The 26,150-nt window shown below is 46.1% G+C and carries 22 protein-coding genes; 11 read left to right on the forward strand and 11 right to left on the reverse strand.

Annotated elements, in window-relative coordinates:
* Positions 1–78 precede the first annotated feature (78 nt).
* The 10 genes from ACEN86_RS20750 to rpmH form a co-directional block, all read right to left on the reverse strand.
* Positions 79–924: a ParB/RepB/Spo0J family partition protein gene (locus ACEN86_RS20750; protein WP_495632368.1), complete on the reverse strand. Its 846-nt coding sequence runs from the start codon at positions 922–924 to the stop codon at positions 79–81.
* Entirely contained in the window at positions 917–1,678 is a 762-nt protein-coding gene (locus ACEN86_RS20755) for a ParA family protein (RefSeq protein WP_433944821.1), read from the reverse strand. The genes ACEN86_RS20750 and ACEN86_RS20755 overlap by 8 nt, the downstream gene beginning before the upstream one ends.
* 169 nt (positions 1,679–1,847) lie before the next feature.
* Positions 1,848–2,663, reverse strand: coding sequence for a nucleoid occlusion protein (gene noc, locus ACEN86_RS20760; protein ID WP_495632369.1), 816 nt, complete (start codon positions 2,661–2,663; stop codon positions 1,848–1,850).
* 379 nt (positions 2,664–3,042) lie between these two features.
* Positions 3,043–3,765 carry a 16S rRNA (guanine(527)-N(7))-methyltransferase RsmG gene (gene rsmG / locus ACEN86_RS20765; RefSeq protein ID WP_495632370.1) on the reverse strand — a complete coding sequence of 241 codons (723 nt, stop codon included), beginning with the start codon at positions 3,763–3,765 and terminating at the stop codon, positions 3,043–3,045.
* 3 nt (positions 3,766–3,768) lie between these two features.
* On the reverse strand, positions 3,769–5,655 hold the full coding sequence (gene mnmG, locus ACEN86_RS20770) for a tRNA uridine-5-carboxymethylaminomethyl(34) synthesis enzyme MnmG (RefSeq protein ID WP_495632371.1): 1,887 nt from the start codon (positions 5,653–5,655) through the stop codon (positions 3,769–3,771).
* 178 nt (positions 5,656–5,833) lie between these two features.
* Complete coding sequence (mnmE, locus tag ACEN86_RS20775; protein WP_495632372.1) at positions 5,834–7,213, reverse strand: tRNA uridine-5-carboxymethylaminomethyl(34) synthesis GTPase MnmE; 1,380 nt, start codon at positions 7,211–7,213, stop codon at positions 5,834–5,836.
* Positions 7,214–7,281: 68 nt separating this feature from the next.
* Complete coding sequence (gene jag / locus ACEN86_RS20780) at positions 7,282–8,004, reverse strand: RNA-binding cell elongation regulator Jag/EloR (protein WP_495632373.1); 723 nt, start codon at positions 8,002–8,004, stop codon at positions 7,282–7,284.
* Positions 8,001–8,879 carry a YidC/Oxa1 family membrane protein insertase gene (locus tag ACEN86_RS20785; protein ID WP_495632374.1) on the reverse strand — a complete coding sequence of 293 codons (879 nt, stop codon included), beginning with the start codon at positions 8,877–8,879 and terminating at the stop codon, positions 8,001–8,003. The genes jag and ACEN86_RS20785 overlap by 4 nt, the downstream gene beginning before the upstream one ends.
* A 72-nt stretch (positions 8,880–8,951) precedes the next feature.
* Complete coding sequence (gene rnpA / locus ACEN86_RS20790; protein WP_495632375.1) at positions 8,952–9,302, reverse strand: ribonuclease P protein component; 351 nt, start codon at positions 9,300–9,302, stop codon at positions 8,952–8,954.
* Between the two features lie 179 nt (positions 9,303–9,481).
* Positions 9,482–9,616 carry a 50S ribosomal protein L34 gene (gene rpmH, locus ACEN86_RS20795; RefSeq protein ID WP_068621644.1) on the reverse strand — a complete coding sequence of 45 codons (135 nt, stop codon included), beginning with the start codon at positions 9,614–9,616 and terminating at the stop codon, positions 9,482–9,484.
* A gap of 483 nt (positions 9,617–10,099) precedes the next feature.
* Between rpmH and ACEN86_RS20800 the strand changes: the two genes are divergently transcribed.
* From ACEN86_RS20800 to gyrB, 9 genes are all read left to right on the forward strand, one after another.
* Entirely contained in the window at positions 10,100–10,777 is a 678-nt protein-coding gene (locus tag ACEN86_RS20800; RefSeq protein WP_495634366.1) for a GntR family transcriptional regulator, read from the forward strand.
* 170 nt (positions 10,778–10,947) lie between these two features.
* Positions 10,948–12,309, forward strand: a complete 1,362-nt coding sequence (locus ACEN86_RS20805; RefSeq protein WP_495632376.1) for a GntP family permease — start codon at positions 10,948–10,950, stop codon at positions 12,307–12,309.
* Positions 12,310–12,339: 30 nt separating this feature from the next.
* On the forward strand, positions 12,340–13,884 hold the full coding sequence (gntK, locus tag ACEN86_RS20810; RefSeq protein ID WP_495632377.1) for a gluconokinase: 1,545 nt from the start codon (positions 12,340–12,342) through the stop codon (positions 13,882–13,884).
* A 504-nt stretch (positions 13,885–14,388) separates the two neighbouring features.
* A complete protein-coding gene (gene dnaA / locus ACEN86_RS20815; protein ID WP_495632378.1) occupies positions 14,389–15,735 on the forward strand; it encodes a chromosomal replication initiator protein DnaA in 1,347 nt (448 codons plus the stop codon).
* A gap of 295 nt (positions 15,736–16,030) precedes the next feature.
* On the forward strand, positions 16,031–17,173 hold the full coding sequence (dnaN, locus tag ACEN86_RS20820; RefSeq protein ID WP_495632379.1) for a DNA polymerase III subunit beta: 1,143 nt from the start codon (positions 16,031–16,033) through the stop codon (positions 17,171–17,173).
* A 45-nt stretch (positions 17,174–17,218) separates the two neighbouring features.
* On the forward strand, positions 17,219–17,434 hold the full coding sequence (gene yaaA, locus ACEN86_RS20825) for a S4 domain-containing protein YaaA (protein ID WP_127198875.1): 216 nt from the start codon (positions 17,219–17,221) through the stop codon (positions 17,432–17,434).
* A gap of 66 nt (positions 17,435–17,500) precedes the next feature.
* Positions 17,501–18,610, forward strand: coding sequence for a DNA replication/repair protein RecF (gene recF / locus ACEN86_RS20830; RefSeq protein ID WP_495632380.1), 1,110 nt, complete (start codon positions 17,501–17,503; stop codon positions 18,608–18,610).
* A 14-nt stretch (positions 18,611–18,624) separates the two neighbouring features.
* Complete coding sequence (gene remB, locus ACEN86_RS20835; RefSeq protein ID WP_495632381.1) at positions 18,625–18,876, forward strand: extracellular matrix regulator RemB; 252 nt, start codon at positions 18,625–18,627, stop codon at positions 18,874–18,876.
* A 38-nt stretch (positions 18,877–18,914) separates the two neighbouring features.
* A complete protein-coding gene (gyrB, locus tag ACEN86_RS20840) occupies positions 18,915–20,825 on the forward strand; it encodes a DNA topoisomerase (ATP-hydrolyzing) subunit B (RefSeq protein WP_495632382.1) in 1,911 nt (636 codons plus the stop codon).
* A gap of 50 nt (positions 20,826–20,875) precedes the next feature.
* Here gyrB and ACEN86_RS20845 read toward each other — a convergent pair whose 3' ends face one another.
* Positions 20,876–21,703 (reverse strand): YheC/YheD family protein, encoded by an 828-nt coding sequence (locus tag ACEN86_RS20845; protein WP_495632383.1) that lies wholly within the window; start codon positions 21,701–21,703, stop codon positions 20,876–20,878.
* Between the two features lie 475 nt (positions 21,704–22,178).
* Here ACEN86_RS20845 and gyrA point away from each other — a divergent pair, with 475 nt between their 5' ends.
* Complete coding sequence (gyrA, locus tag ACEN86_RS20850) at positions 22,179–24,716, forward strand: DNA gyrase subunit A (protein ID WP_495632384.1); 2,538 nt, start codon at positions 22,179–22,181, stop codon at positions 24,714–24,716.
* Between the two features lie 159 nt (positions 24,717–24,875).
* Complete coding sequence (locus tag ACEN86_RS20855; protein ID WP_495632385.1) at positions 24,876–25,964, forward strand: HD-GYP domain-containing protein; 1,089 nt, start codon at positions 24,876–24,878, stop codon at positions 25,962–25,964.
* Positions 25,965–26,150 lie beyond the last annotated feature (186 nt).

A 26,150-nucleotide genomic window follows, 5' to 3' on the forward strand; every position in this document is an offset into this window, starting at 1 on the left:
CCCTCTAGGTCAGCTTTGCTTAATAAGACCAAGAAAGACATACCTCCCTTATGTAATCAAGGGAAATATGTCAATTTCTCACTGTAGCATGTCAAGTAATCTCTGCAAATCCTGCTGGCTGAAATAGTTAATTTCAATCTTGCCTTTATCCTTAGCCGGCTTGATTTTTACTGTGGTTTTGAATCTCTCGCGGAGAGTTTCCTCAACTTCCTCAATATAAGGATCTCTCTTCTTGGCAGCAATTTTCACTTTAGAAGTGTCGAGCTTTTTGCGATCCAGCTGCTGCACAGCATCTTCAAGCTCCCTAACACTCCACTCATTCTCTATGCATTGTTTAGCCAGCTGTTTTATAATAGCTGTGTCTTTCAGTCCCACAATAGCTCTCGCATGTCCCATGGATAATGTTCCACGTGAAACATAATCTTTGACCTCTTCAGGGAGGGCTAGCAGGCGCAGAAAGTTGGCGATATGAGAACGGGACTTTCCTACTTTTAAGGATAATTCTTCCTGTGTCAATTCAAATTGATCCATGAGCCCCTGATAGGCAACAGCGATCTCCATCGCGTTTAGGTTCTCACGTTGAAGGTTTTCTATAAGAGCGATTTCCATAACCTGCTGATCCGTGAAGTTGCGAACGACAGCGGGTACGGTAGTATTTCCACAATATTGTGAAGCTCTAAATCGCCGTTCACCAGCGATAATCTCATAACCCTTAAGTACACTTCTAACAATAATCGGCTGAATTACGCCATGCTGACGAATTGATTCTGCCAGATCCTTGATGGCTTCTTCATCAAAAGTCTTACGAGGCTGATAGGGATTTGCTCGAAGCTGATTAAGCGGAATTTCTACCACCTTATCATCATCACTAACAGAAAGCGATGGAATCAGCGCGTCAAGTCCTTTTCCCAGGCGCTTACTCATAAGAAATCACTTCCTTTGCCAATTCTAAATACACCTCTGCCCCTTTAGAGCGAGGGTCGTACGTAATAATTGACTGCCCGTGAGAAGGCGCTTCGCTAAGTCTAACATTGCGGGGAATAACGGTTTTGTAGACCTTTTGCTGAAAATACTTCTTCACTTCTTCAATGACCTGGATGCCCAGATTAGTTCTGGCATCGAACATGGTAAGCAGAACACCTTCAATTTGTAGAGAAGTATTAAGATGCTTCTGAACAAGACGCACCGTGTTTAACAGCTGACTAAGTCCTTCAAGGGCATAGTACTCACATTGAATAGGGATCAGGACAGAATCCGCGGCGGTTAACGAGTTGATCGTCAGGATGCCTAATGAAGGAGGACAATCGATAATGATATAGTCATACAGACTCTTCACCTGCTGCAGGGACTTCTTCAGCCGTACCTCACGCGAGATGGTAGGCACAAGTTCAATTTCCGCCCCAGCCAATTGAATCGTAGCCGGGATCATATCCAAGCCTTCAATTTGTGTAGGCGTGATAGCTTCCTTGGGGTGAACCTCATTAATTAGAACATCATATATGCAGTTAGCAACATCAGCTTTATTTATACCAATACCGCTGGTTGTATTCCCTTGTGGATCAATATCAACAAGCAGAACTTTCTTCCCCAGCGTAGCCAGCCCGGCTCCCAAATTGACCGATGTTGTAGTTTTCCCTACACCGCCCTTTTGGTTGGCAATGGCAATGATTTTAGACAACCTGTTTCACCTCAATATTATTAAGAATCTTTTTGTAGATCCATACAGATGAAATAGTCAACAATTAACTACTCCCTTCTGTATTATGTGTGGGTCAACTCAAAGAGGCAGCTACAAAAAGACAGAAAAAGCGGCTACTGCTGCCGCCTTCTTAGCGCAAACTTGTCCATTAACGTTTGGGAATCTTAATGACAATTTCATAGTGGTCTTCGTGATCAGTCTCAGCCGTCTTGATCTGTAGTCCGGATCCCGATACCATATCAATCGATTGCCGAATCGTATTTAATGCTAGACGGACATCTTTGGTAAAAGAGATACGCTTGGTTTTTTTGTTTTTAGCTACTTCTTTATAAAAAGCAATTCTTGCTTCCGTTTGTTTCACGTTCAAGTCTTTAGCAATAATTTCTTCCAGAACCTTCAGCTGAAGCTCCTCAGTATCTAATGACAATAGAGCCCGAGCATGGCGTTCAGTAATCTTCCGTTCCATCAAAGCGTTCTTCACAATTTCTGGCAGATGCAGGAGGCGAATCTTGTTAGCAATCGTGGATTGGCTCTTCCCTAATCTCTGTGCCAGACTCTCCTGAGTCAGCTGGTGAAGATCAATCAGATTCTGGTACGCGATAGCTTCCTCTATAGAGGTAAGATTCTCCCGCTGCAGGTTCTCAATTAGAGCAATGGAAGCGGCCTGGGAATCATTGAAATCCCGAACTATCGCTGGAATAGTCTCAAATCCAAGCTTCTTCACTGCACGCCAACGACGTTCCCCTGCAATAATCTCATATTTCTCATTCCGGTAACGGACTACGATGGGCTGAATAACACCATGAGTCTTAATCGTTTGACATAACTCATCAATTCTTTCATCGTCAAAAACTGTCCGAGGCTGATAGGGGCCGCCGACAATGTTATCTACCGGAAGTTGCTTTACCTCTTCCCCGCTGTTTCGTTCGGTCAACCCAAACAATTTAGAAAATTGTTCTTTCATTCCGTAGATTACCACCTAATTTCATAGTAGCATAAGGCACTACTGCCTTATGATCTTCATTCCCGAAGGAATGAGTTAATGGCATCCGATAAGGGCCTTGAATTCCCGACTTATAAGGGATATAAATCCGGTTTTAGAAGGAGATTCATATGCTTTGGATATAATCTATTCTATCACTTTTTCCTCTATAATCCTATTCTCTATCTTACCAGTTTCTTATCAATCATTCCAGACGGAAAGAACTATAGAAGAGGATAGCGAAAACCCAATATTTGTTATAGTCTGATTGGATGTTTTAATAAACTTATCAGAGAAAAATCTCAATTTCATCATGGATTGTTTCACGTGGAACACAAAAAATACCAAAAAAATAACACCTCTATATAAGAGGTGTCTTTAAAGGAGTACCTGCTTTGCGCGGATACTTTTTAGGCGTTGGGGCTGTCTTTTTGATTAAAATAATATGACGTTCAGAATTCTCTACGGGAAGGTTGAAATTATAAGTCTCAACTAAAGAGCCCTTTAGTTCCTTCATACTGTAAGCAGCTTCCCCCAGCTCATCACCAGGATTGTTACCCTTCATGGCAGCGAACACGCCGCCTGGCTTCACAAATGGGAGACAGAACTCGTTCAACACAGCCAAGCGTGCAACAGCTCTAGCCGTAGCCAAATCGTATGCATCGCGGTGTTCCGGAAGCCTCGACACGTCCTCTGCTCTACCATGGATAAGCTGTACATCCTCCAAACCAATCGTATTCACAACATGTTGAAGGAACGAAATACGCTTGTTAAGTGAATCTACAATGGTTAGCTTAAGATGAGGAAATGTGATTTTGAGGGGAATACCTGGGAAGCCAGCTCCCGATCCGACGTCAATGATGCTGACAACCTCGTTCATTCCCTTATAAAAAGCAAGCGTCAGTGAATCATAGAAATGCTTCACATAGACTTGATCCCGCTCTGTAATTCCAGTTAAATTCATTTTCTCGTTCCAGGATACAAGTTCCCGGAAGTAAATATCAAATTGTTCAAGCTGGTGTTCACTTAAGTGAAGTCCCTGGGCCTCAATCAAGCTGACAAAATTGGATTGAACTGAATCCATAACTTATCCTCCTGCAGCAGTTACTCGATTATAGTGCTCAAGATATACCAGAAGGATGGAAATATCAGCCGGTGTTACACCTGAGATCCGTGAGGCCTGACCAATCGAGATTGGACGAATGCGATCCAGCTTCTGCCGTGCCTCCATCGCTATGCCATGGATATCATCATACTTGATATTGTCAGGAATCTTCTTCTTCTCCATCTTCTGAAGTCGTTCCACATGAAGCAACTGCTTCTCAATGTAACCCGCATATTTGATTTGGATCTCTACTTGCTCCTTCATATCCTCATCCAACTCAAGCGTAGAAGGAGATAACGGCTCAATGTGAGCGTAGCTGACTTCAGGACGGCGAAGAATATTAAGCAGGTTGCTTCCATCTTGGATCGGAGTTGATCCAATGGACTCAAGAATCGGGTTAACCTCCACTGGGCGCACCTTGGTTGCTTGGAGGCGCTCAATCTCAAGCTCGACATTCTGCTTTTTATTGAGAAACTGTTCATATCTATCCTGCTTGATCAAGCCAATCTCATAACCGATAGGGGTCAGACGAAGATCGGCATTGTCATGACGAAGAAGAAGGCGATATTCAGCTCTTGAAGTTAGAAGCCGGTAAGGCTCATTCGTCCCCTTGGTAACCAGATCATCAATAAGAACACCAATATAACCCTGGGATCGATCCAGTACCACTGGCTCTTTTCCCTGCACTTTGCGGGCTGCATTAATACCCGCCATAATCCCTTGCCCTGCAGCTTCTTCATATCCGGATGTTCCGTTCAACTGACCGGCAGTGAAGAGGCCGGGTACAAGCTTGGTCTCAAGTGAAGGCCACAGCTGGGTCGGCACCATCGCATCATACTCAATGGCATAACCCGTACGCATCATCTCAACATTCTGCAGACCTGGAATCGAGCGCAGAATCTGAAGCTGGACATCTTCAGGCATACTGGTAGACAAACCTTGAACGTAATACTCAGAGGTATTCTTGCCCTCCGGCTCAAGGAAAATTTGGTGTTTAGGCTTATCGCTAAACCGTACAATCTTATCCTCAATGGAAGGACAGTATCTTGGACCCGTTCCCTCAATGACACCTGAGAACATCGGAGCCCGATGAAGATTCGAATTAATAATCTCATGGGTTTCAATTGAGGTATACGTAAGCCAGCAAGGCAGCTGTTCGTTATCCGAGCCCTTCGTTTCATAGGAAAAGAACTTCGGCTTCTCATCACCAGGTTGAATCTCCGTCTGCGAGAAGTCGATGGTATCCTTGTGAACACGCGGAGGTGTTCCCGTCTTGAATCTAACGAGCTCTAAGCCAAGCTCTTTCAAATGAGCGGCTAATCTTACGGAAGGCTGCTGATTGTTCGGGCCACTCTCATACATTAGCTCACCCATAATGATTTTACCGCGCAGATATGTTCCGGTAGTTAACACCACTGCTTTCCCGCGGTACTCTGCTCCAGTCTTGGTGACAACACCCACACACTTTCCATCTTCGATAATTAACTCTTCGACCATACCTTGGCGAAGTGTAAGGTTCTCTTCCTTCTCCATGGTTTCTTTCATGGCATGCTGATACATGAATTTGTCCGCCTGAGCACGCAGCGCATGAACGGCTGGTCCTTTCCCTGTATTCAGCATCCGCATTTGGATAAAGGTCTTATCAATATTGCGGCCCATTTCCCCACCTAGTGCATCAATCTCCCTAACTACGTGACCTTTTGCAGGACCACCAATAGATGGGTTACATGGCATAAATGCGACCATGTCCAGGTTGATGGTAACCATAAGCGTACTGCAGCCCATTCGAGCCGCTGCCAATGCCGCCTCTACGCCAGCATGGCCTGCACCCACGACGATAACATCATAATCACCCGCCGGGTATCCCATTCTTGCTTACCTCCTTATATATCGAGCGTTCCACTGCCTCATGAATCTCATCATAACCGCATTCGGAACCGTTTATTTACTGAACTACATGGATTGAACCAAAAGCACTAAAATAACTACATCCACCATCATACCACGATCCCAGCCTATATACCGATCCTCTGAGCAAATACTTTACTTATTTCCCTAAGCAGAATTGGGAGAATATCTGATCCAGCAGCGAATCCGGTGCAGAGTCCCCAATAACCTCTCCAAGCTGCTCCCAGGCCAGACGGACATCAATTTGATAAATATCAATGGGAATGCCTGATTCTGCTGCTTCATAAGCATCCCTCAAGGAGGCCGCCGCTTTGTTAAGGAGCGCAATGTGTCTCACGTTGCTAACATAGGTCAGATCGCCTGATTCCAGCTGCCCACCCAGGAAGAGATGAGTAATAGCTTCTTCAAGGCTTTCCAGCCCTTCTGAAGTTCTAACAGACAGCTTAACACGATTCTCCTCTGGAAAATAACGCCCAACCACCTCTAAATCAACCTGCTGCGGAAGATCACTCTTATTGATTAGTACAATCACCTGACGATGCTGAATTTGCTGCATCAGGGCCACCTCATCCTCATGCAGCGGCTCCGCTCCATTTAGGACAAAGAGGATAAGATCCGCTTCATTTACCGCTGCTTTGGAGCGTTCTACCCCTATTTGCTCCACCACATCCATGGTCTCCCGGATCCCCGCCGTATCCAGCAGCTTGAGCGGAATATTATTAATGGTCACGAATTCCTCAATTACATCACGGGTAGTCCCCGGAATGTCCGTAACAATGGCCTTGTTCTCTCTCACCAGAGCATTCATCAAGGATGACTTACCTACATTAGGCCGGCCAATAATTGCGGTAGTAATCCCTTCGCGAAGAATCTTCCCCTCATTCGCCCGCTTAAGCAGCAGATCGATTCCAGCCAGAGCCTGGGTGCATTTCTCTTTGATGAACTCTGAAGTCAGCGACTCTACATCATGCTCTGGATAATCAATGTTCACTTCAATATGCGCAAGCGTCTCCAGCAGAGTCTGGCGGATCTCATGAATCCTCCGGGACAGATCCCCTTCCACCTGCTTGAGGGCAACGGAGAAGGCCCTGTCAGACTTGGAGCGAATCAAATCAATGACCGCTTCAGCCTGTGACAGGTCAATCCGTCCATTGAGGAATGCGCGCTTGGTGAATTCCCCAGGTTCGGCTAGACGAATTAATGGCTGCTTCAGCAGCAGATCCATCACCCTTTTCACCGAAATGACTCCGCCGTGAGTACTGATCTCCACCACATCCTCTGTGGTGAACGAACGAGGTGCTCTCATCACCGTGACAAGGACCTCTTCAAGCTTGTCCCCCGAGTCTGGATCTATAATGAACCCGTAATGAACGGTATGACTATCTGCCTCTGCCAAAGGTATCTTGGAACGAAGGAGCCGGCCAACCTCAGCCACAGCCTCCGGTCCACTCACCCGAATTACGGCAATCCCGCCTTCTCCTACAGCTGTTGAGATCGCAGCAATTGTATCTGTAACCATCTTCTCACCTCTTCTATATAAATAAAAAGAAATGACGATTGCCGAGGCAAACGTCACTCCCATTGCATTCATTTACTTTGTCTTACCGTAATAACTACCCTACGGTTAGGCTCTTCGCCCTTACTATAGGTCTTCACTTCAGGATGATCCTGCAGTTTCGCATGAATCACCTTACGCTCCTGGGGAGACATAGGCTCCAGGGAGACTTCCTTCTGGGAACGAACCACTTTGCCGGCAAGTCTCAGAGCAAGTTCCTCCAGTGTCTTCTTCCGGCGTTCCCTGAAGTTCTCAGCATCCAGAACAAGCCTTATGAAGCTATCCGAGTAGCGGTTCGCTACAATATTCGCCAAATATTGAAGTGCATCAAGGGTCTGGCCCCTTCTTCCTATCAATAGGCCAAGATCAGAACCGGAAATGTTAAGAATCGTGCTGTCCTTGCGGTGCACAATCTCTACCTCAACCTGCAGGCCCATACTTTCACCTACATCCGAGATAAATGACGCCGCCTCTTGAAAAGGATCTTTGCCTTCATGCTGAAATTCTTCGCTGCTCGAAGCTGCCTGCTCTATAATCTCGGCATGAGTTGTTTCGACCTTTGGCGGTTCTGTTCTCGTGTCAGCCAGTAAAGTAATCTCAACCTTGGCTTCCTTTACTCCGAACAGACCCAGGAATCCTCTTGATGGCTGCTCCAACACTTTCACGGCAACTTGATTCTCGGTGGTGCCGAGCTTAGCCAATCCTTGTCTAACAGCATCTTCAATGGTTTTTCCCGACGTCACAACTTTGTTCATTTTTTCTTGTTGGCCTCCTTGTTGGTGCCTCTTGCCGGTGTACCGGCTTTCAGATTAGATCCACCTCTCTTGGATTTACCGCTAACTGGTGCAGCATCAACAACTGCCACTTCGCCAGCCGGCTTCTTATAGAGGAAGTAGTTCTGAACAATCGTGTAAATGTTACTGAAGAACCAATATAAAGGAAGTGCGGAAGGGAAATTGTAAGCCATGATAAAGATCAACACAGGGTAGATAAACATCATGAACTGCATAGGTCCCTGCATTCCGCTTGGATTCATATTGGACATCATCTTAGTCTGAACAAATGTACTAATTGCGGCTAATGCCGGCAGGATGAACAAATGGTCCGGCTGGCCCAGTTGAAGCCACAAGAACGGATGCTCCCGAATTGCCGAGTTGTAAATAATAGAGTTATACAGCGCAATGAAGACAGGCATCTGAATAATGAGCGGCAGACAGCCCGCCATCGGATTAACCTTATTCTCCTGGAATAGCTTCATTGTCTCCTGCTGCTGGAGCTGCGGATTATCCTTGTACTGCTCCTTGATCTTCGCAAGCTGCGGCTGAATGGCCTGCATCGCCTTCGAACTCTTCACCTGTTTAAGGGTAAGCGGCAAAATAATTGTCCGCACAATAATCACCATGACCAAGATCGCCAGTCCGTACTCACCGCCGAACCATCTGGCGAACGTATCAAGAGCAAGTGAGAAATAGTAAACTACATTTTTTTGCCAGAATGAACTACTGTTAGCCATGTCCTCTGTAGTGTGTGTTGGCGTTGCACTTGGTGTACAGCCGGCAAGCAGAATAAGCAATCCGACCGCCAGTGCAATAAGCAGCCACTTGCTTTTAGTTGACTTCAATCGCGACACTTCATAACCCCTCTCTTAACCAATCCATCAGCCTAAATCATACCATAATTGTACAGACAAATAAACAAGCTGTCAGGAGCGCGAAGTCCTTACAAGGCCTGCTTTTCGCAGGGCATGAAGTACACTTTTCTCGAGTTCCTTATACTCCATAGTCACAGCACCTTTTCTTACAATAAAAATAATATCCACGTGATCGCGAATTTCGCTCTTGTGCAGCCTTACAATTTCCTTAATCAAGCGTCTCATTCGGTTGCGGACCACCGCATTGCCGATCTTCTTGCTTACGGAAATGCCGAGCCGGAACTGTTCAACATTATTTTTTACAGACCAATAGACCACCAGCTGGCGGTTAGCAAAGGACTTCCCATAACGATACACCCGTCCAAAATCAGCCCGGTTTCTTAAACGCAGTTTCTTATGCACGACAAATCTCCTTGGAATGCACACCTAATTGTAGAAGAGATGTACCTTTAACTTTCATCTATTATGAACCATCCCGTCTGCCCTAACCCGCAGCAGATTCAAGAATCGGAAATAACCTAGCCTCAAATTACGTCCCCTTACGAAAAAAAGACCACCGCAGTGGTCTTCACGCGTATCATTTACGCACTAAGTACTTTTCTACCCTTCAGACGGCGAGCAGCCAACACCTTACGGCCGTTTTTTGTGCTCATTCTCTTACGGAAACCGTGAACCTTACTACGTTTGCTCACATTCGGTTTGAAAGTCGGTTTCATATATTGCACCCCCTCACAGGATTACTGTCTTCTTCTTACTTTTAAAAACACCGCAGAAAAAGCCTTTTTACATTTAACCACGAAACCCCCATAAAGTCAACCAAAGACCCTTCCTTTTCAAAACAAAAATACAAGTTTTTTGGTGGATAACTCTACAGCCAATCACTTATCCACAATAAAACGAACTTCATATGGACAAAATGGCTTATACACATGTGCATAATTATTTTAGTCGAGAGTAAAACTCTTATACATTCGAATTGATCTAGGAAAAAAATACCTGTGATATCGCTTACATTTTAAGTTTACAGATGATCAGGTCTGGGTTAATATAAGTTGTATACAAGTGTACCAAATGTCACAAAGGAGTTGATGAATAGCGGTCTTCAGGAAGCGTTCTGGAAGCCCCTAACCAATCTATGCTAAGATCGGGGTACGCGTAATTAACGTATACTCGAATTTTGAATAGGAGAGTTATGGATGATGCATTACCCTTCTTCGTGGCTTCAAGGGGCTTCACTGGGTGAGTCGATCGCTTGTGAACTCAGATTGCAGATTATAAAAGGTGCGGTAAAAGCTGGTGAGATCCTATCCGAGAACCGCATCGCAGCGGACTTCGGTACGAGCAGATCCCCGGTTCGTGAAGCGCTAAGAACGCTCTCGGGCGAAGGACTTATTCGGTTAGAACGTATGGGAGCTGTGGTATTAGGACTCAGCCTCAAGGATGTGGAAGAACTGTACGATGTACGCTATCTTATAGAAAGCTTTGTACAGCAGCGGCTGCCGATCAAGAAGTTATCAGGCCTAATTCCTTCATTAAAGCAAATTATTGACAAAATGGAGCTTGCAGCCAAGCATCGGGATGTTGCCGATTTCTCATTTCAGGATTTATCGTTCCATGAAGCCATGATTCTGGAAGCCGATCACACCCGAATTCTTCACTTATGGAAGAGTATTCGCCATATTGTGATGACGGTCATGCTGGTCACTACCGAAGAGGTATTCTCTGAGGGAGAAGACAAGGTTCAATTTGTAGTAAATAAGCACCGGATCCTTATTGAGGGATTAGAGTCGAAGAATCCGGAGCGAATTGAAGAGGTAGTTCGTGAATACTTCTCGGACTCCCACACCACCCTTCATCATAGCTTTCCTCGTCTATAACAGCCAGGTGGTATTTAATTCAGTCCAAATGGCGGAAGCGTCAGCTTCTTTCTGTCTAACTTGTCGACAAGTATACAGAATAACTAATCGAGGATTAGCTAAACCTTATTAAAGTTAATGGGTAATAATTGTAAGCGCTTTTACAACATAATGAAAAGGAGCACTACTCCATGAACAGCATCTTTGGACTAAGTCATAACGTTACATTGTTAATATGGACACTCATCGCCATTGTTTTTCTAATTGTCCTGATCTCCAAGTATAAATGGAACCCTTTTGTCACACTGCTGATTTCGGCATTAATGCTTGGACTGCTTGCCGGTATGAAGCCTGAAGAGGTCATTAAATCTCTAACCGGCGGACTTGGCGGAACACTCGGAACTATCGCGATCGTCATAGGGCTGGGTACCATGCTCGGCAAAATGATGGCCGAATCCGGCGGCGCTGAGCAGATTGCTACAACTTTGGTGAACCGATTCGGTGAGAAACGAGTTCACTGGGCTATGATGTTCGTCGGTTTTATTGTGGGTATTCCCGTCTTTTTCGAAGTCGGCGTTATTCTCCTGATTCCAATTGTATTTACGGTAGCTAAGAAGACCAAAATGTCTCTGCTTCAAATCGGTATTCCGATTCTGGCCGGTCTGTCTACGGTCCATGGTCTGGTGCCTCCGCATCCAGCACCCATGATTGCCATCGATGCTTACCATGCTGATCTTGGCAAGACAATTCTCTACTCTATCCTGGTCGGTCTGCCAGTAGCCATTTTCGCTGGTCCTTTATTCGGTAAATATATTGGAAAACGTATAAAGGTTGAGCCGCCAGCAAAATTAGCCGAACAGTTCTCACTTAAGAGCGATCGGGGTCTTCCCGGCTTTGGAATTACGCTGTTCACTATTCTTCTTCCTGTCATTTTGATGCTGATTGGATCTGTAGCCAACATTTTGGATCCTGAGGCAGCGTATGGTTTCACCCGCTTCTGTGAATTTATCGGTCACGAGATTATCGCGCTGCTCATCGCTGCAGTCTTCTCCTTCTTCTCATTGGGCTTTGCGAGAAAATTCTCCAAAGAAGATATCAGCAAGTTCACCAGCGAGTGCTTGGCTCCAACGGCAACCATCATCTTAATTATTGGTGCGGGCGGCGCATTCAAGCAGGTACTGATTAACAGTGGTGTAGGTACAGCGATTGCCGAGATGGCAACCAGTGCTCATATTAACGTAATTCTGTTCGCGTGGCTTGTAGCTGCTCTAATCCGTGTGGCAACCGGCTCTGCTACTGTAGCGATGACCACCGCTGCCGGTATTGTTGCCCCTGTTCTGGCCCTGACTCCGGGTGCCAACGTAGAACTCGTGGTGCTCGCGACTGGCGCTGGATCGATTATTTTGTCACATGTGAATGATGCGGGCTTCTGGATGGTTAAAGAATTCTTCAATATGACCGTGCCTCAGACCCTGAAATCTTGGACTGTCATGGAGACTCTGTTATCCGTAATGGGACTTGTTCTCATCCTTATCCTCAGCGCCTTCATGTAAGGTGCAGCTTGACAGAAAGAAGGTATACAGATGAATTTCATCAACTATATGATAGGTATCGATATGGGTACGACCAGCACGAAGGCAGTTCTATTTGAAGAGAACGGAAGGGTTGTTACTTCGGCAACGAATGAATATCCCCTGCACACGCCAAGCTCTTCTGTAGCTGAACAAGATCCTGAGCAGATTTTTAATGCCGTACTGCAATCTGTGCAGCAGGTTATGGCGAAAAGCGGCGTAAGACCCGAACAAGTTATGTTCGGTGCCTTTAGCTCCGCGATGCACAGTATCATTGCTGTCGACGAGAATGGCAACCCGCTTACGGCCTGCATTACCTGGGCAGATAACCGCAGTGCCGCCTGGGCGACTAAGCTCAAGCACGAAATGGGGGGTCACGAGATTTATCTTCGGACAGGGACACCGGTTCATCCGATGTCCCCTCTCACCAAGCTGATCTGGCTGCGTGAGGACCATCCTGAAATTTTTGGCCGGACAAGCAAGTTTATTTCTATTAAAGAATACGTAACGGCTAAGCTGTTCCACGAATATGTAGTTGACCACTCCATTGCTTCCTCAACCGGGCTGCTGAATTTACAGCAGCTCGATTGGGATGAAGAAGCGTTGAGTACGGCAGGGATTACGAGAGACCACCTTTCGCAGCTCGTGCCGACGACTTACAAGTTCGACAAGCTGGATCAAATATATGCAGGGGTGATGGGTTTGCTGCCATCAACCCCTTTTGTCATCGGAGCCAGTGACGGGGTACTGTCCAATCTTGGGGTTAATGCGATAGAGCCAGGAGTACTGGCTGCAACCATCGGCACAAGTGGGGCTATCCGGACAGTTGTAGACCGTCCTGTGACCGATCCCAAGGGGAGAACATTCTGTTATGCCCTGACGGATAAACAGTGGGTCATTGGCGGCCCTGTTAATAATGGGGGCATGATCTTCCGCTGGGTTCGTGATGAATTCGCAGCCTCTGAAGTGGAGACGGCCAAGAGACTTGGAATCAATCCTTATGATGTCCTGACCAAAATTGCCGAAAGAGTGCGGCCCGGCTCCGATGGCCTGCTCTTTCACCCCTATTTGACCGGGGAAAGAGCTCCGCTGTGGAACCCCGATGCCCGTGGCTCCTTCTTCGGGCTGACCCTTCACCATAAGAAGGAGCACATGGTTCGTTCTGTGCTGGAGGGAGTCATCTTCAACCTGTATACCGTCCTGCTGGCCATGAAGGAACAGATGGAGCCTTCCGTCATTCAGGCTACAGGCGGCTTCGCCAGATCGCCAATTTGGCGCCAGATGATGGCCGATATCTTCGATCAAGAAGTGATCGTACCAGAGAGCTTTGAGAGCTCCTGCCTGGGCGCCGTCGTGCTTGGACTCTATGCGCTGGGCAAGGCAGACTCCCTGTCTATTGTCTCCACCATGGTAGGGCCCACGCATCGTCACACGCCGATTCAGGAGAACGTGGAGATGTATCAAGAGCTGCTGCCGATCTATATCCGTATTTCCCGCAATTTGGAGGAGGAGTACGCAGCTATAGCCAAAATCCAACGAAAAATTTTGGACAAATGATGATCATCCTGGCTGTGTATAACTGAAAATCGAACGATTTTCAGAAAATTTTATCTCAAAAAACGAGGATTATAGCGTAAAAAAACAAACCGGCTGAACCCGATCGATTGGGGACAGCCGGTTATTTTTTTAGAACAACCTGTGCATAAATATTTTTGTTTTTCTGCAAGCTCTGTCGAAATTTAAACAATTTATAAACAATATGTAGTGGTGTGAATTATATTTATACACAAGTTATTGAATTTGTGGATAAATTCCTGCTTTACGTTGAAATATAACACTTCTTTTGCTATGATTGAATTGTTTTCTGTGTGAATATCTCTAATATTCTTATATGTTTATCAACAGCCTGTGGATAAAATTGTGAACAATTTGAAATTATACTTTGTGTATATCCTCCCGTTTCACTGATTAATGGGGATAATTCCCCCATATTTCAGTTTTTTTCGACATTCCACGCATGGCTTTAACCACAATTGGAAGATTTTAAAGGAGTGACAGTCTGTGGACAGCCATACTTCTGAAATATGGCAGCAAATTTTATCCATCATTCAAACCAAGCTAAGCAAGCCGAGTTATGACACCTGGTTTAAAGCAACCAAGGCGGTCTCCTTTACAGATCAGACTATTGTCATTTCCGCACCGACTACTTTTGCAGTAGAGTGGCTTGAGAGCCGCTACACCAAGCTGGTAGCAACAACCGTCATGGAAATCATGGGCAAGCAGGTTGATGTCTCCTTTGTCATTGAGGAATCAAGACCAAGTGAGCCCAGCCTTCCCCAGACTCAGACGCCACCTCCCGTTCCAAGTGAAGATACGATCTCCCATATGCTTAATCCGAAATATACGTTCGATACGTTCGTTATTGGTTCAGGCAACCGGTTTGCGCATGCAGCGTCGCTTGCTGTGGCTGAGGCCCCGGCCCGTGCGTATAACCCTCTTTTTTTGTATGGAGGAGTAGGACTTGGCAAGACGCACCTTATGCATGCGATTGGGCATTATATTCTGGAGCACAGCCCAAGCAGCAAAGTCGTGTATATCTCTTCCGAGAAATTTACGAATGAGTTCATTAACTCCATCCGCGATAACCGTGCGGAGAGCTTCCGTAACAAATACCGGAATATCGATATTCTGCTGATCGACGACATTCAGTTTCTGGCCGGCAAGGAGTCTACGCAGGAGGAGTTCTTCCATACGTTCAACGCGCTGCATGAAGAGCGCAAGCAGATTATTATCTCTAGTGACCGCCCGCCAAAAGAAATTCCGACACTCGAGGAGCGGCTCAGATCCCGGTTCGAATGGGGACTCATTACCGATATTCAGCCGCCGGATCTGGAGACCCGGATTGCAATCCTTCGTAAGAAGGCGAAGGCGGAGAATCTGGACATCCCCAACGAGGCCATGATGTATATCGCGAACCAGATTGATACGAACATTCGTGAGCTTGAGGGAGCCTTAATCCGTGTAGTTGCTTATTCTTCGCTGATTAATCAGGATGTGACGACGCATTTGGCTGCTGAAGCGCTCAAGGACATCATTCCTTCAAGCAGACCTAAGATGATCACCATTCAGGATATCCAGCAAAAGGTCGGCGATTATTACAATTTGAGGATGGAAGACTTCAAAGCCCGCAAACGGACCAAAGCTATTGCCTTTCCAAGGCAGATTGCGATGTATTTGTCCCGGGAGTTAACGGATTATTCTCTTCCCAAGATTGGTGATGCCTTCGGAGGCCGGGACCATACGACCGTCATTCATGCTCATGAGAAGATCACCCAGCATTTGAAGGTCGATCAGGAGCTGTACAAAGTCATTAATACCCTAACGGAGAAGATCAAAAATTCCTCCTAGACATATGTAAGTCAGCTGGTCAAAAACAGCCCAAAAATTCAGCACAAAACCACAAAAGCCTATGCACAATTTATACACATGTGAATAGGCTTCGTTTTATGTCTTTAGCCTGGTTATCCACATATTCAGGCCCCCTACTACTTCTATAATTAATTAAAAGATATACTTCTTCATAACAAGTGCGGATAAAATATCCCCAAACCTTTAAAAAACGGCAAACCCAAAAATCAGCTTAAGAAAGCTTATGCCATAGATTTCAAACTTATGCTTCATAAAACTTTTAGGAGTTGAAAACATGAAAATTCGCATCTTAAAAAATGATCTTAATGAATCCATCCAGCATGTATCCAAAGCTATATCCAGCCGGACAACGATCCCTATCCTTACCGGTATTAAGCTGGAAGTGAATTTTCAAGGGGTCATTCTGACCGCAAGTGATACGGATATTTCCATCCAGGCCTTCATTCCGGCTGAAGACGACAAGAAGACGATCGTGCAGGTGGAGCGTCCGGGTAGCGTCGTGCTCCCTGCCAAGTTCTTTGTGGAAATTATTAAGAAGCTGCCATCGAAAGAGATCGAGATGGAGGTTAAAGACGGCTTCCAGACCTTTATCCGCTCGGGCTCTACAGATATCCAGCTGGTAGGCTTGGATCCGGAGGAATTCCCGGTTCTGCCAAGCATTGAAGAGGATCAGGTCATTTCCATCCCTGGCGATCTTCTTCGTAACATGATCAAGCAGACCGTGTTCTCCATCTCCACGCAAGAGACAACGCCTATTCTTACAGGGGTTCTATGGAATCTGAGTGACAGCCTGTTCAAGTTCGTCGCTACAGACCGTCACCGCCTGGCCAGCCGCACTGCTCCGCTTGAAGATGCTGAGAACGTTAAATTCAGCAATATTGTTATTTCGGGTAAGACACTGAACGAGCTCAGCAAGATCATTCCAGACCAGAACACCCGCGTAGATATTGTCGTGGCCGATAACCAGGTCTTATTCAAAATCGACCGTGTCCTGTTCTATTCACGTATATTAGACGGAACCTATCCCGATACTTCTAAGATTATTCCGACGAACTACAAGACAGAGCTTGTACTTGATACCAAGAAGCTGAGCGAGTCTATTGACCGGGCATACCTGCTCTCTCGTGAGGAGAAGACCAATATTGTTCGGCTTCAGACGCTGGAAGATGGTACAATAGAGATTTCCTCCAGCTCATCGGAGCTGGGTAAAGTAACAGAACAGCTGGAGGTCGCTGAATTTAACGGGGATCCGCTGCGTATCTCTTTTAACTCCAAATATATGCTTGATGTTCTGAAGGTCGTAGAAAGTGAGCAGCTCCATATCGGTTTTACCGGTCCAATGAGTCCCATTATTGTGAAGCCGGTTGATGAGAGCCGCAGCTTATACTTGATTCTTCCTTACCGAACCACCAACTAAAAAAGTTATGCACCTGTTGATAACTGCAGGAGAAAGGAAATTGGCATGAAGGAGATACTTATCCACAGTGAATTTATCAAGCTGGATCAATTCTTGAAGCTGGCTGACTGTGTGCCGACAGGCGGAATGGCTAAGGCCCTGCTGCAGGACGGTGCGGTGAAGGTGAATCAGGAATTGGAAGAACGCCGGGGGCGTAAGCTGTATCCGGGGGACCTTGTCGAGGTGGAAGGCTGCGGGACTTTTCAGGTTGCTGCTAAGTAACAATCCCTGATAATCGGAGTTACTGCCTTCAGCATAGGCAGCGTAAGATGAGGGGGTAACCGTTCAATGTTCGTCAAAAATTTAAGCTTACAGCATTTCCGCAACTACAATGAGCTGACTCTGGATTCATTCGGGAGCGTCAATCTCATGATTGGCCGCAATGCCCAAGGCAAGACGAATCTGCTGGAGGCCATATTTGTACTGGCATTAACCAAGTCACATCGGACCTCCAAGGATAAAGAGCTGATCGGGTTTCAGCAGAATGCCGCCCAGCTTGCTGCTGAGGTGGATAAGAAGTATGGAGCTGTTAACCTGGAGCTTAGACTTTCCTCTCAGGGCAAGAAGGCGAAGATTAACGGTCTGGAGCAGCGCAAGCTGAGTGATTTTATCGGGGCGCTGAATGTGGTGATGTTCGCACCTGAGGATCTTGAAATTGTAAAAGGAACACCAGGAATCAGGCGGCGGTTCCTCGACATGGAGATCGGCCAGGTCACACCCAGCTACCTGTACCATCTGCAGCAGTATCAGAAGGTGCTGATTCAGCGTAACAATATGCTGAAGCAGTCCTGGGGCGGGGGCACAGACATGACCATGCTTGAGATATGGAACGAGCAGCTGGCGGAGCATGGTGTTAAAATTATAAAGAAACGGAAACAATTCATAAGAAAACTGCAAAAGTGGGCCTCAGATATTCATCAAGGAATTACGAATGGGGCCGAGAGGCTGGAATTGATCTATCTGCCTTCATTTGGGGAGGCTGTGGAAGAAGATGAAGCTGTCTTATTACAGCAGTTTATGATAAAGTTATCACAAATGAAGGATCAGGAGATACGGAGGGGCATGACTCTGGCGGGACCGCACCGGGATGATCTAGCCTTCTATATCAACGGCAAAGAAGCACAAGTGTATGGATCCCAAGGCCAGCAGAGAACAACGGCGCTTTCTCTCAAGCTAGCAGAGATTGAGCTGATCCATGAGGAGATCGGTGAGTATCCGGTTCTTCTGCTCGACGATGTTCTCTCTGAGCTCGATCCTTATCGACAGACTCAATTGATCGAGACTTTTCAAAGCAAAGTACAGACGTTCATTACCGCAACCGGTATAGAGACTATTAATGCCGGCAGGCTGAAGGACGCCAGTATTTATCATGTCCAAGAGGGACAAGTAAACAGCTAGGATGGAGGCACGGTATGTACATTCATTTAGGCGGAGAGAAGATTGTTTCGTCTGCCGAGCTTGTCGCTATTTTTGATATTTCTATCGAGAAGTCTTCGAAGATATCCAAGCAGTTCGTGACCCATGCCCAGAAGCACAAGCAGGTGGTTCACATCAGTGAGGAAGAACCGAAGTCCATTGTGGTGACCAAGCAAACGGTGTACTATTCCCCCATTTCCTCGGCAACGCTGAAGAAGCGTGCGCATCAATTTTTTGCAAATGCGTGAGTAAGAACTGAATCTCAATAAAAGAAGCAGGTGAAGGCATGTCGATGAATGAACAATCCTATGATGAAAGTCAGATACAGGTGCTTGAGGGCCTTGAGGCCGTACGGAAACGTCCAGGTATGTATATAGGTTCGACCAGCTCCAGAGGTCTTCATCATTTGGTATGGGAGATCGTAGACAATAGTATCGATGAAGCACTGGGAGGCTATGCTGACCAGATCGACGTCATCGTACATCAGAATAATAGTGTGACAGTCATAGATAACGGCCGCGGTATTCCTGTCGGCGAGCATCCCAAGCTGAAACGTTCAACCCTAGAAGTTGTTATGACTGTTCTGCATGCCGGGGGCAAGTTCGGCGGTGGAGGGTACAAAGTATCCGGCGGTCTGCACGGTGTAGGTGTATCCGTAGTGAACGCTCTATCCGAGAAAGTTGTGGTTGAGGTTAAGCGTGATGGGCACATTTATCAGCAGGAATATCACCGGGGAGCTCCCCAATATGATATCCGTATCATCGGGGAATCTGAGGAGACAGGAACGAAGACTACGTTCACGCCAGATCCGGAGATTTTTACCGAGACTACCGTGTTCGAGTATGATATTCTCCTAACCCGTATTCGCGAACTAGCATTCCTGAACAAAGGAATCTCCATCTCTCTGCATGATGAACGTACCGGGCAGTCCAATGCGTTCAAATACGAGGGTGGTATCGGAGAGTATGTCCAGTTTCTGAATCAGAATCGTGAAGCTCTTCACGAAACACCTATCTATGTCGAGGGTGCAAGAGATATGATTCAGGTTGAAGTAGCGCTGCAGTACAATGACAGCTATACGGAGAATATCTATTCTTTTGCTAATAATATCAATACCCATGAGGGCGGAACTCATGAATCCGGCTTTAAGAGTGCGCTCACCCGGATTATTAACGATTATGCCCGTAAATATAACCTGATCAAGGACAGCGATTCCAATCTCACCGGCGATGATGTACGGGAAGGCCTTACAGCCATCATCTCTGTTAAGATCCCTGAGCCGCAGTTTGAAGGTCAGACTAAGACCAAGCTGGGTAACAGTGAAGTCCGCGGGATTGTGGAGTCCTTATTTGCCGAGAAGCTGCAGGAGTTTATGGAGGAGAATCCATCCGTAGCCAAGCGCATTTTGGAGAAAGCTCTTCAAGCCTCCCGCGCGCGTGAAGCTGCACGTAAAGCCCGTGAACTAACACGGCGCAAGAGTGCACTTGAGGTCAGTTCACTTCCGGGTAAGCTTGCTGACTGTTCATCGAAGGATGCCGCCATCAGTGAGCTCTACATTGTTGAGGGAGACTCTGCCGGCGGTTCAGCCAAGCAGGGACGTGACCGTCACTTCCAGGCTATTCTTCCGCTGCGCGGTAAGATTCTGAATGTAGAGAAAGCACGTCTGGACCGGATCCTAGGCAATGCCGAGATTCGGGCGATTATAACAGCTTTAGGAACAGGTATCGGCGATGACTTTGATATTGCCAAGGCCCGTTATCACAAAGTTATTATTATGACGGATGCGGATGTGGACGGAGCTCATATTCGGACTTTGATGCTCACTTTCTTTTATCGTTATATGCGCAAAATTATCGATGCCGGTTATGTGTACATTGCCCAGCCGCCGCTGTTCAAAATTGAACGTAACAAAGTGGTGCGCTATGCTGGTTCCGAGAAGGAACGTGACCAGATTATTGCCGAGTTCGGTGAGAATGCCAAATTCAACATCCAGCGTTATAAAGGTTTGGGTGAGATGAATGCTACTCAGCTCTGGGAGACAACGATGGATCCAGAGAGCCGGACTATGCAGCAGGTATCGATTGCTGATGCGATTCAGGCTGACGCCATTTTTGATACGCTGATGGGCGATAATGTTGAACCGCGCCGTGACTTCATTCAAGAACATGCCAAGTATGTGACCAATCTAGATTTTTAATTCATAAAGGCTGCAGCCTAGGCTGCGGCTTTTTTTGTGCCGAGAGGGGCTTAAGTTGTAACCTTGCTTTTCTTAAGTCTGCCGTAATGGACCGCATACCTTCTAATTCGCTTATAAATCCTTTTATCCTTAAGCTCTTTAAAAGGGAACAGGGCGGGCATCGTATTCACCTCTAGAATCCACGCTTTAAGTTCGGCATCGATAGCTATATCAAGACCGAGCTCTTTAAGCCTGGGGTAGGCGACCTGCAGCTGGTATCCTACCTGTGTACCTAGTTGACGAAGCTCGGAGAGGATCAATTCAAGCTGTCTAACGTCCATATGGGGGCTTAGGAGCTGTTCCACCGGGTAAGAGGTACCTCCGCCATGATGGTTCGTTATAATCTTCTGAGGGGCGCCCAAGCGGGCAATATAACCTGTCGTCTCCCACTCTCTCTTCAAATTTTTTTGAACCAGCACCCGGATATCGAACTTTCGCCTTTGGTAGGTCAGAAGATGGATCCCCTGCTGGATCAGATAATTACGTTTTCTAATTTTGTCGATGAGTGCAATATATAGCTCTTCTAGGGTTTTATAAGTCTGGGTTTGGATTCCAAAGCGGAGCTTATACTGGGGATCCTTATTTTCAATCACCGGGTTTGCCTCATTTCCGACTGTCCCGTTCTCTTCCGGACTCTCCACGTAGTACTCTGCGCTCATGACTCCATTTCCATAAGTCCCTCTATCGGGCTTAATATATACGAGACCGTATTGATGGATCATAGCTCTTAGGTCCTCTAACGAGAACTTTCGAGTTTCAGGAATATAAGGCTGCAGGTTCGGCTGCTGCAGGATGATTTGCGTTTTGTTCCATTTGCTAGCTATTCGTTGAATACTCAAGGTCAGCTTCCTTCCTTTCATTTCTAGGAGAATGGTCATCCGCTGGAGATGAAAAACATAGGACAGAAGAGAAAAACAATGGTATAATTATAGGATATGGGGATTTTTCAGGTTTTTTAAGGAAATAAGGAAATGCCTATATCCTAGTGTATGTGAAAGGTGAACAATGGGAGTGGACACATCCCTATTTTTCATCAAACGCGGGGGGAGAAGAAAGCCTTCTGGCTATCAACGTTTAATTGTGCTTGATTTGTGAAAGTAATATAATAAATGTTGGAGTTTTCCTGCGTTTCAAGCTCTTTGGGGCTTTTTCTATACATAGGGAAGAATGAATATCCCGGTATCGAAGAATGAATATTTCGTTATCAGGGATCGTAATTTTTTTGTTAATTGGAGTGATTAGTCAGACCTTGTCCTCACTCCATACCATACAGCGAATAATCAGGCATGGGTAAGATATTTAAGGAGGTCCAGCATGGCGGAAGAGAATAGCTCGCAAATTATAGATCGGGATATTGGCGTGGAGATGCGAGAATCCTTTATGGATTACGCAATGAGCATCATTGTTAGCCGTGCCCTGCCGGATGTACGGGATGGGCTTAAGCCGGTTCACCGCCGCATTCTATACGCAATGAGTGATCTTGGCATGTCGCCGGACAAGCCATACAAGAAGTCAGCCAGAATTGTGGGCGAAGTTATAGGTAAGTACCACCCTCATGGTGATAGTGCGGTTTATGAATCCATGGTACGGATGGCCCAAGATTTTGCAATGCGCAATATGCTTGTCGATGGTCATGGTAACTTTGGCTCGATTGACGGTGATATGGCAGCAGCTATGCGTTATACCGAAGCACGTCTCTCCAAGATCGCTATGGAGATGCTGCGCGATATCAACAAAGAAACTATTGACTTTATGCCCAACTATGATGGGGAAGAGAGTGAACCTGTTGTACTTCCTGCCCGGTTCCCTAACCTATTGGTTAACGGGGTTACAGGGATTGCAGTCGGTATGGCTACGAATATACCACCGCATAACCTTGGTGAGGTTATTGATGGCGTACAGGCTTTGATTAAGAATCCAGAGATTACATCGCTTGAATTGATGGATTATATTAGTGGACCGGACTTCCCGACAGCCGGATTTATTCTGGGACGTTCAGGAATACGTCAAGCCTATACAACGGGCCGTGGCTCCGTAACCATGCGGGCCAATGCAACGATTGAAGAGAATAACAACAAGGCAAGAATTATCGTGCATGAAATTCCTTATCAGGTGAACAAGGCGCGTCTGGTTGAGAAGATTGCTGAACTCGTTCGTGAGAAGCGGATTGAGGGTATAACCGACCTAAGAGATGAGTCTGACCGTAACGGAATGCGTATTGTGATTGAGCTGCGCAGAGATGTCAATCCGAATGTAGTGCTCAATAACCTGTATAAGCATACGTCAATGCAGTCCACTTTCGGAATTAACATGCTGGCCATTGTCAATAAAGAGCCGAAGATTCTGACGCTGCGTGAAGTACTGCACTACTATTTGCAGCACCAGATCGAAGTTATTCGCCGGCGGACCGAATTCGACTTGAAGAAGGCGGAAGCCCGTGCGCATATTCTCGAGGGCTTACGGATCGCTCTGGATCACCTGGATGAAGTCATCAAGCTGATCCGCAGCTCCCAGACTGGGGAAATTGCCCGTGAAGGCTTAATTGAGCGCTTTGGACTAAGCTTTGAGCAGGCGCAGGCCATTCTAGATATGCGTCTACAGCGCCTGACAGGTCTAGAGCGTGAGAAGATCGAAAATGAATACAATGAGCTTCTCCAAAAGATTGCGGAATACCGTGAAATTCTTGCAAATGAGTCCCTTGTTCTGGAGATTATCGATGGAGAGCTCCAGGAGATTAAAGACAAGTATGCAGATGAGCGCCGCACGGTAATTACCATTGGAGAAGAGAGTATCCTGGATGAGGATCTAATTCCACGCGAAGACGTGGTTATCACGATTACTCATACAGGTTACATCAAGCGTCTGCCAGTATCGACTTATCGCAGTCAGAAGCGGGGCGGCCGCGGAGTCATTGGAATGGATACCAAGGACAGCGATTTCGTTGAACACTTATTTGTCACGAATTCTCACCATTACCTGATGTTCTTTACAGACAAGGGTAAGGCTTATCGGATTAAGGCCTATGAGATTCCAGAGCTGGGGCGGACAGCCCGCGGGACACCTATCATCAACCTGATCCAAATCGAACAGGGTGAGACGGTGAATGCGGTTATCCCAGTAGAGAAATTTGAAGAGGACAAACACTTGTTCTTTGCTACTAGACAAGGGATTGTTAAGAAAACGCCTCTGGATGATTATGTGAATATCCGTAAGGGTGGACTTATTGCCATCAACCTTCGTGATGATGATGATCTCATTGAAGTGAAGCTGACCCATTCCGGACAGGAGTTAATTATGGGTACGGCTCAAGGTATGTCTATCCGCTTCTCTGAGGGCGATGTTCGTTCAATGGGAAGAAGTGCAACCGGGGTTAAAGGGATTACTCTGGATGAGAATGATCAGCTAATTGGTATGGATATAGTAGATCCAGAGCAGGATGTCCTTATTGTTACTACCAAAGGCTACGGTAAGCGTACTCCAGTCGGAGAATACCGGATACAAAGCCGTGGCGGTAAAGGGATTAAGACGATCAATGTCACCGAGAAGAATGGCTCTGTAGTGGGTCTGAAGGTAGTTAAGGATGAGGAAGACCTGATGATCATTACAAGCAGCGGTACACTGATTCGTACAAGCATGGCTGGAATTTCAACTATGGGACGTAACACGCAGGGCGTGAGACTGATCAACATCCGGGAAGAGGACTCTGTAGCTACGGTATGCCGTACGGATAAGACAGAGGAAGCGGAAGAGCTTCTGGACGAGGAAGTATCTTTACCGGGACCAGAAGATTTACTGGACCTTACAGAGAGTGAAGAGATCGTTATACCGGAGACGGATGACGCTGAGGAATAAAGCTTTTTAACTTTTAATAAGGGCTCCCTTCAAGGGGGCCTCTTTTTTTGATTGTAGGCGAAGCAGGTAGCGTAATATAATGGTTATAACGGAAAAGTATTATGAATACGTCTATTCATTTATTCAAATAAGTCTAAATTTGCGAGGTATGATACCAACATGGCTAGTATCCCTGTAGTAGATCTGAAACCTGGTGTGAAAATTGCATCGGCTGTACATACTCCGCTGGGCGGGGTTCTTTTTAATAAAGGAAAAATCCTTCTCCCCCGGGACTTGGATATTCTTCAGGCTTTTCTCATTCAACAGGTTGAAATAGAGGGCAGTGAATCCAAGTTGGCAGCAGGCAAAGACGCTGTGAAGAATGGACAGGCTCAGGCCCACAATACAGCGGTAGAAGCATTGGAAAGGTCCCCACAGGATCAACTGCATACGGAGTATGACAGAATGCTTAACTTGATCAAGAGTTCTTTTCAATCGATTCTGGCATCCGAGCTGCCCGTGCTGGATCTGCGGAATCAGTTAGAGGCACTAATTGCACAGCTTAGACATTATAATATTTTGACTTTTTCACCCCGTGGCATGAATGAGTATGATTATATGTACCATAACGGCATATTATCTGCGCTCACTTCTTATTTGATTGCTCAGTGGTACGGGCTGCCTCAGAAGGACTGGATGCAGGTAGCATTTGCCGGACTTCTTCATGACATAGGCAATGCGAAGATCGATCCTAAGGTTCTATATAGTCCGCTCCCTTTATCGTCTGAAGAGATTGAGGAAATGCGTATGCATACAACTTATGGCTATCAAATGCTCAGAAATTCCGCTGCACTTAATGAGGGAGTAAGGTTAGCTGCTCTCCAGCATCACGAGAAAGTAGATGGGTCAGGATATCCGCTTCGCTTAACCGGTGATAAAATGCATATCTACTCTCGTATCGTCGCAGTGGCGGATATTTTCCACGCCATGACACTCAAGAAGCGTTATCGTAAGGCTCAGTCACCTTATATGGTTCTGGAACAGCTTCAGTCGGAATCGTTCGGCAAGCTGGATCCGGCGATTGTTCAGACCTTTATCAATAAAGTAACCCAGTTCCATAATGGAACCCGTGTACGTCTAAGTGATGATCGAATAGGAGAGATCGTGTTCTCAGATCGTAATCACCCAACTCGGCCTCTTGTCTCTGTAAATGGAGAAATAATCAATTTAATTCAGGAAAGACAGCTATATATTGAGAATATTGTTTAATCCTTGACTTAGTTAGCTAGAATGAGTTATATTATAACTCGCCCCTTTTAAGGGCAAAATGATTTTCGAGAGATTGAAACTTAATCTTTCTGAAAAAAAAGCTTGCTTTTTGCTTGGTGGCTATGTTATATTATAAGAGTTGCTGGTGAGACATTAAATGAGATGTTGAACGGTGACGATTGAGAA

Source organism: Paenibacillus sp. Paensp111 (assembly GCF_059492195.1).

Coding starts and splice junctions, on each gene's coding strand:
- ACEN86_RS20750 (WP_495632368.1), bottom strand. CDS start 924: ATGAGTAAGCGCCTGGGAAAAGGACTTGACGCGCTGATTCCATCGCTT.
- noc (WP_495632369.1), bottom strand. CDS start 2,663: ATGAAAGAACAATTTTCTAAATTGTTTGGGTTGACCGAACGAAACAGC.
- rsmG (WP_495632370.1), bottom strand. CDS start 3,765: ATGGATTCAGTTCAATCCAATTTTGTCAGCTTGATTGAGGCCCAGGGA.
- mnmG (WP_495632371.1), bottom strand. CDS start 5,655: ATGGGATACCCGGCGGGTGATTATGATGTTATCGTCGTGGGTGCAGGC.
- mnmE (WP_495632372.1), bottom strand. CDS start 7,213: ATGGTTACAGATACAATTGCTGCGATCTCAACAGCTGTAGGAGAAGGC.
- jag (WP_495632373.1), bottom strand. CDS start 8,004: ATGAACAAAGTTGTGACGTCGGGAAAAACCATTGAAGATGCTGTTAGA.
- rpmH (WP_068621644.1), bottom strand. CDS start 9,616: ATGAAACCGACTTTCAAACCGAATGTGAGCAAACGTAGTAAGGTTCAC.
- ACEN86_RS20800 (WP_495634366.1), top strand. CDS start 10,100: ATGCATTACCCTTCTTCGTGGCTTCAAGGGGCTTCACTGGGTGAGTCG.
- ACEN86_RS20805 (WP_495632376.1), top strand. CDS start 10,948: ATGAACAGCATCTTTGGACTAAGTCATAACGTTACATTGTTAATATGG.
- gntK (WP_495632377.1), top strand. CDS start 12,340: ATGAATTTCATCAACTATATGATAGGTATCGATATGGGTACGACCAGC.
- dnaN (WP_495632379.1), top strand. CDS start 16,031: ATGAAAATTCGCATCTTAAAAAATGATCTTAATGAATCCATCCAGCAT.
- yaaA (WP_127198875.1), top strand. CDS start 17,219: ATGAAGGAGATACTTATCCACAGTGAATTTATCAAGCTGGATCAATTC.
- recF (WP_495632380.1), top strand. CDS start 17,501: ATGTTCGTCAAAAATTTAAGCTTACAGCATTTCCGCAACTACAATGAG.
- remB (WP_495632381.1), top strand. CDS start 18,625: ATGTACATTCATTTAGGCGGAGAGAAGATTGTTTCGTCTGCCGAGCTT.
- gyrB (WP_495632382.1), top strand. CDS start 18,915: ATGTCGATGAATGAACAATCCTATGATGAAAGTCAGATACAGGTGCTT.
- gyrA (WP_495632384.1), top strand. CDS start 22,179: ATGGCGGAAGAGAATAGCTCGCAAATTATAGATCGGGATATTGGCGTG.
- ACEN86_RS20855 (WP_495632385.1), top strand. CDS start 24,876: ATGGCTAGTATCCCTGTAGTAGATCTGAAACCTGGTGTGAAAATTGCA.